General features: G+C 70.2%; 5 protein-coding genes. 3 read left to right on the top strand and 2 right to left on the bottom strand.

Annotated elements, in window-relative coordinates; translation table 11 throughout:
• Positions 1-203: 203 nt before the first annotated feature.
• On the bottom strand, positions 204-791 hold the full coding sequence (gene mglA, locus D7V88_RS37780) for a gliding-motility regulator Ras-like GTPase MglA (RefSeq protein WP_120537892.1): 588 nt from the start codon (positions 789-791) through the stop codon (positions 204-206).
• Between the two features lie 11 nt (positions 792-802).
• Positions 803-1,282, bottom strand: coding sequence for a gliding-motility regulator GTPase-activating protein MglB (gene mglB / locus D7V88_RS37775; RefSeq protein WP_002637270.1), 480 nt, complete (start codon positions 1,280-1,282; stop codon positions 803-805).
• 223 nt (positions 1,283-1,505) lie between these two features.
• Between mglB and D7V88_RS45320 the strand changes: the two genes are divergently transcribed.
• From D7V88_RS45320 to D7V88_RS37760, 3 genes are all read left to right on the top strand, one after another.
• Positions 1,506-3,083, top strand: a complete 1,578-nt coding sequence (locus D7V88_RS45320) for an MSCRAMM family protein (protein WP_120545407.1) — start codon at positions 1,506-1,508, stop codon at positions 3,081-3,083.
• Positions 3,084-3,134: 51 nt separating this feature from the next.
• Positions 3,135-5,108: a FecR family protein gene (locus D7V88_RS37765; protein ID WP_120545406.1), complete on the top strand. Its 1,974-nt coding sequence runs from the start codon at positions 3,135-3,137 to the stop codon at positions 5,106-5,108.
• A gap of 4 nt (positions 5,109-5,112) precedes the next feature.
• Positions 5,113-6,372 (top strand): serine/threonine-protein kinase (locus D7V88_RS37760; protein WP_244238609.1); only part of this gene is annotated, 1,260 nt, incomplete at its 3' end.

Here is a 6,372-nt window from a genome sequence, read left to right as displayed (position 1 = left end):
AGGTGTGGCGGGGGACGCCCCTTGCGCGAACACCGGCCCGGAAAGGCCAGCGCTCAGGAGCGCGAGGAGACGGAAGGTGGCGGATGCGACGCGCACGGTACGACCTCGGAAGGCGGCTTAACCCGACGGCACGAGGTCATACCATCCTTTGACGGGGGCTGCCCGGAGGCGAGCCGCCCGCCGGGCAGGGAAGCAGGCTGCGATCAACCGCCCTTGCGCAACTCGGTGAGGACGAGCTTCGCCACGGCCTTGAGCGTGTCGAAGACGCCGACGCCCGTCGGAGCCACGGCCTGGTACTCCGGCATGTTCCGGGGGTTGAGCGTCTTGTGCATCTCTTCGGCGGTGACGGCGTTGGGCAAATCCCGCTTGTTGTACTGCATGACCGCGGGGATCTTGTTCAGGTCGTAGCCCTGCTCGGCCAGGTTGATGCGCAGGTTCTCGAACGATTCCATGTTCGCCTCCATGCGCTCGATCTGGCTGTCGGCGACGAACACCACGCCGTCCACGCCCTTCAAGATGAGCTTGCGGCTGGCGTCGTAGAACACCTGACCGGGCACCGTGTAGAGGTGGAAGCGCGTCTTGAAGCCGCGGATCTCACCGAGCGACAGCGGCAGGAAGTCGAAGAAGAGCGTGCGGTCCGTCTCCGTGGAGAGCGAGATGAGCTTGCCCTTCGTGTCGGCCGCCGTCTTGTTGTAGATGTACTGGAGGTTCGTGGTCTTCCCGCAGAGCCCCGGCCCGTAATAGACAATCTTGCAGTTGATTTCGCGGGATGAGTAATTGATGAAGGACATGGCTTCCCGGGTTACTCGCTGAAGAGGTTGTCGATATCGTCGTCGGAGATCTCGGCGAACGGCGAACCGGCTCCGGGGCTGTCGGTCTTCTTCACGAGGCTTTCGAAGATCTTCGTCAGCTCGTCGCTGGCCTTCTTGATGCGCAGGCGCACCAGGCCGAGGCTCGTGCGGTTGTCGAAGATGACGACCAGCACCACCCGGCTGCCGACGATGGTCATGTAGAGGCTGTCCTTCGCCCCTTCATGGAACTGGTTGGGGAACTCGTTCTCCCCGATGAGCTTCGCCAGTCCACCCATGGCCGCCACGTTGCCCGCCGTCAGCGACGCCAACGACGTGGTGTCGATGTTCTGCGTCTGGCCCGCCGAGGAGATGAGCTGGCCGTTCTTGTCGACGAGGAAGACCACCTTCGCGTTCGCGTCCTTCGTGAGCCGGTCGCAAACGGCGTTGATCTTGGTGAACTCCTCTTCGTACATCACCAGTTGCGTGCCCATGGGCGTATGCGCTCCTCAGCGTTCGCTCGCCCCGCTCACGGCGGCGCTCCGATGTTTCTGGAGTGAATCCCGGAGGTTAGACGAGGCGCTACCGACCGTCGTCATGCTTAGCAAAGCAGTTCCACTCCAGCAAGAAGCCAGCCGTGATCCGCGCCGCTTCTTGAAGGAATGACGGCATCGCGGGTTGGGACACCTGCCCTCCTTCTCTATACTCCGCCGGGCCTTGCGCCGCCCGATCCCCCTCACCGACATCCTTCCGCGCCTGCTCTTTCTCCTCCTGGCGCTGCTCTGCCACCGGGCCGCCAGGGCCGAGTCCCCGGAGCCGGAGCGCGCCTCGCTGCGGCTGCGCTACGGCCTGTCCGTGCGCCAGGGTGAGCAGGTGGATGTAGGGCCCGGGCTCACCTACAAGGGTGTGACGCCCAACGATGGGGCGCTGACCTTGACGGGCTGGGGGACGGGACCGGTGGGCCGCTACCTGGGCGGTCAACTGGATCTCCAGCGCGAAGCGTTCGAACTGAAGGACGCGTCGGTGCGGGTGACGGGGGGTAGCCTCGCGCGCGGTTCGGTGGGGCCGCGCGGGCGCCTGTTGCTGGGGCCGGTGCGGCTGGACCTGGGCGCGGGCTACGGCTTCGCGCAGCTTCCGCTGTTCGGTGGGTACGCCTCCGCGCCGGTGTTGCAGCGGGGCGTGCGGCACGCGGCGCTGGTGTCGGGCCGGGTGCTGGTGACGCTGCCGGAGGACTTCCAGTTGGAGGCGCGGGGCGAAGTGCCGCTGACGCTCTCCGCGCACGCCGCGGGAGGGTTGGAGGCATCCTCCAAGGGCTACGTCGTCGGGGCGGCGCTGATGCACCCGGTGATGCAGCAGGGGAAGTGGACCGGGACGCTGCTGTTGGATGTGCAGCAGGCGCACGACACGATGACCCTGGAGGCGAACGGCCTGCGCTCCGAGCAGCGGCTGCGGCGGATTGGCCTGGCGCTGGAGCTGGCGTGGCGGGACGACGCGCGCGGCTCTCGTCCGGTGGAGGGGCCGACGCAGGGCTTCGTCCCGATGCGGGTGGTGGACGCGGAGACGGGCGCGCCGCTGGCGGGGGCCCGGGTGCGGGTACCTTCTCTAAGGACTCCCGGCACGAGCGAGGAACTGGTGACGGACGCGCAGGGCCAGGTGCGGGCCCTGCTGCCCTCCGGCGCGCAGTCCGCCCAGGTGAGCGTGGAGGGCTATGAGGAGGTGACGGAGCAGGCCACCGTCAGTGGCTCCTCGGAGAACGCCCCGGTGCAGATCCGCCTGCGCAAGAAGGCGCCGCCCACCGGGTCCCTCAAGGTGAAGGTGGTGCAGGGCAAGGGCAGCGTGCCGCTTCCGGGGGTTCGCATCACCGCGGGCACCACCGAGATGCGCACGGACATGAAGGGGGAGGCCCTGCTGGAGGGGCTTGCTCCCGGACCGGTGGCCGTCCGGGTGGCGGCGCAGGGCTTCCGCGCGGCGGAGGAGGCCGCGGTGGTGGTGGCCGGGCAGTCGTCGGAGCTGGTGGTGGTGCTGTCCCAGGAGCGCAAGGGCGAGCTGGCCACGCTCCTGGGACAGGTGCGCAGCGCCCGGAACGGGCAGCCGCTGGTGGCGACGGTGTCCATCCCGCAGGCGAAGGTGAGAGCGCGCACGGACAAGGCCGGAAGCTTCACGGCGCGCGTCCGGGGCGGTACGTACCGCATCACCCTGTCCGCGACGGGGTACCGGCCGCAGACCAAGACCGTCACGGTGCGCGACGGCGAGCAGGCCATCTTCAACGTCGATTTGTTCCCGAGGGCCCGGTAAGTCGGCGGGGTCTCCTTCCCTGCGTGACGCCCGTCCGTTGCCGAGGTTTCAGTGAGTCCTGTCCGCATCCTGGCGCTGTCGCTGCTCGTCCTCCTCTCCGGCTGCGCGGGGTGTGAGCGCGAGGAAGCTCCGAAGCCCGCGCCGGTGGCGGAAGTGGACGCGGGGGCCGCGCCAGCGACGCTCGCCCAGTTGGAAGGGCTGACTGGCGATGTGCGCCTGGAGCGCGGAGGCAAGGTGGGCCCGGCCGTGCCCGGACCGTTGCTCGCGGGCGACGCGGTGGAGACGGGCGACCAGGGCTCCGCGGTGGTGCGCTTCCCGGGAGGCCGCACGGTGGAGGTGGGCCGCGAGGGCCGGTTCGCGCTGGGTTCGGATTCGACGGGCGTGGTGATGAAGGTGGAGCGCGGCATCGTGCTGTCGCGCGTGCCGGCGGGAGGGAGCGCGGCCGGTGCGGGCTCCAAGGTGACCCTGAACATCCTCACGCCCTTCGGCCTCACGCGCGTGGGTTCGGAGCCGTCCGAGGTGAAGGTCGCCGTGGCGGAGGACTCCGCTCGGGTGGAGGTGATGCTGGGCGCCATCGAGCTGGTCTCCAAGGATGGGCGCACGCTGAAGGCAGGGCAGGGTGACGCGGTGGACCTGACGCGCGAGCGCGCGGAGGTGGTGCCATCCGCCCCGCGCATCGTGGAGCTGGCGCCCATCGCGGTGACGGTGCGAGCGCCGTCGGGAGGCTCCGCGGAGGTGAAGTCGAAGGCCACCGGCCGCTGGCGCAAGGTGCGCCGCGAGGGCGAGGTGCTCACCTTCGGCGACGGCGTGCGGGCGAAGGGCGGCGACGCGGTGCTGTCCCTCAAGGACAGTGGCTCGCTGCTGACGCTGTCCCCCGGCGCGGAGGCGGTGCTGGAGAGCGCGGGGCAGGAGGGCGTCACCGACGAGGCGCGCGTCAACCTGCTGCAGGGCATGCTGGCCGTGCAGCTTGCCACGGGGCGCACCAGTCGCGTGGTGCTGCCGGAGATGACGCTGGAGGGCGGCGGCGCGGCGAAGCTCGAAATCCGGCGCACCGGCTCCGGCTTCCTTGTGGCGGCGCACACGGGCGACGTGACGCTGCGGCGAGGCGACACGCGGCAGGCGCTGCGCGCGGGCGAGCGCGCCACGGTGGAGAAGGACGGCACGGCGAAGGTGGAGCCGCTGGAGGCGGCGGCGGTCGCGGTGGGGCCGGGCGAGGGCGCGGAGGTGTACCACCGGGGCCTCTCCGAGGTGGCGCTCACCTGGGAAGGCGAGGGCGACGCGGTGGTGGAGGCGGCGCTGGACGCAGGCTTCACGCGGCGGGTGCTGTGGGGCCGGGTGCACCGGGCTTCCGTCAACGTGTCGGCGCCGGCGCGCGGCACGCTCTATTGGCGGGTGAAGAAGGAGGACGGCACCCCGGTGGCTTCGGGCAGTGCCCACTTCGCGCCTGAGTCGCGCACGAAGTCGCTCGCGCGGGTGCGCAACGTGGTGCCCGAGGGCCCGGAGAAGACGACCATCTTCTACCAGGACAAGCCTCCGGCGGTGACGTTCACCTACGGGGCGGAGCCGCAGGCCAGCAGTTACCGGGTGGCGGTGTACAAGGCGGGCGCGCTGACGACGCCCGTGGCCCAGCGCACGGTGGCGGAGACGCGCGCGGCGCTGGAGGCGGGGGCATTGGGCGAGGGCAGCTACCTGTGGTCCGTCACGCCGCTGTCCCAGGCGGGGGCCGCGCTCAAGGGCGGGCGGATGAACAAGCTGGAGCTCGTCTACGACAACTCGGTGGAGGGGCTCGTCGTCGACAGTCCGCGTCAGGGGACAGCGTCGGCGGAAAAGGTGCGTGCGGCGGGAGTCGCGCCCGTGAATGCCCGCCTGTCCATCAACGGACGGGCCGTGCCCTTGGACGGCAAGCACCGCTTCGATACGTGGGTGTCCCCCATGGGAACGCCCCCCCTTCTGGTGTTTAAGATGACGCGTCCCGGTGCCCCGGACGTACTCACGGTGCGCACCCTGAAAACGCGAGGGCCTTGAGGCAATGGCACCCCCCCAGCCCACCGTTCCCATCCCGGACCCCGCCGGGGCCTCGTCCGCGCCGCTGTTGCAGCCCTACGGTCAGTACGTTCTCGTGCGCAAGCTGGCCGAGGGAGGCATGGCGGAGATCTTCCTCGCCAAGCTGCTGGGCGCGGACGGCTTCGAGCGCAACGTCGTGCTCAAGCGGATGCTGCCGGCGCTGTCGGCCATCCCTGACTTCGTGGAGATGTTCCGCGACGAGGCGCGGCTCGCGGCGAAGCTGTCGCACCCGCACATCATCCAGATCCACGAGCTGGGCTTCATCGAGGGCTGCTACTACATCTGCATGGAGTACCTCGCGGGCGAGGACTTCTCCACGACGCTGCGGCTGGCGGGCCGCCGACGTCAGTACGTGCCCATCCCGGCGGTGTTGCGGGTGCTCATCGACGCGGCGCGGGGCCTGCACTACGCGCACACCTTCACCAACGAGCAGGGCCAGCCGCTGCACGTGGTGCACCGGGACGTGTCACCCTCCAACCTGTACGTGACGTACCAGGGCCAGGTGAAGGTGCTGGATTTCGGCATCGCCAAGGCCGAGTCGCGCCTGGTGCAGACGCGCACGGGCGTGGTGAAGGGCAAGTACATCTACATGGCGCCGGAGCAGGCGCAGGGCAAGGAGGTCGACCACCGCGCGGACGTGTTCTCGCTGGGGGTCAGCCTCTACGAGGCCGTCACGCACGTGCGGCCCTTCTCGCGAGAGAACGACCTGGCGGTGCTCAACGCGCTGTTGCAGTGCGAGTTCGAGAAGCCGCGCGCCCTGCGGCCGGACCTCCCGGAGGGCCTGGAGGCCATCATCCTGAAGGCGATGGCCTTCAAGCCGGAGGACCGGTACGCGACCGCGGACGACTTCGCGGACGCGCTGGAGGCCTTCGCGGTGGAGTCGCAGGGTGGGGCGGCCGGTGCACCGGCGCTCGGGGCGTTCCTGCGAAGCCACTTCGGGGAGGAGCGCTACACGGAGAAGATGCGCATCCCCACGCTGGCCACGCTGTCGGCCGCGCGTCCGACGGACCCCGAGTTCGCGGCGGTGGCGGCGCCCGCCACGGGGGCGGGCCCTGGGGCCTACGGTTCGGCCGCGCGCGTGAGTCGGACGGGCATGAGCCCCGTCACCGTGCACGGCAGGACGGGTGGGTCCTCTCCCGCCGCGGCCCTCCCCGCGCCCGAGGTGATGCCGAGCGCTCCGGTTGTCGCGCGTCCGGCGTCCCGTCGCTGGCTGGTGGGGCTCGTG

The organism is Corallococcus terminator (assembly GCF_003611635.1).
Lineage (GTDB): Bacteria > Myxococcota > Myxococcia > Myxococcales > Myxococcaceae > Corallococcus > Corallococcus terminator.
This window is presented reverse-complemented; position numbering and strand designations above follow the sequence as displayed.

Excerpts from the sequence above, each read along its gene's own strand:
- mglA (WP_120537892.1), bottom strand. The coding sequence starts at position 791 with ATGTCCTTCATCAATTACTCATCCCGCGAAATCAACTGCAAGATTGTC.
- mglB (WP_002637270.1), bottom strand. The coding sequence starts at position 1,282 with ATGGGCACGCAACTGGTGATGTACGAAGAGGAGTTCACCAAGATCAAC.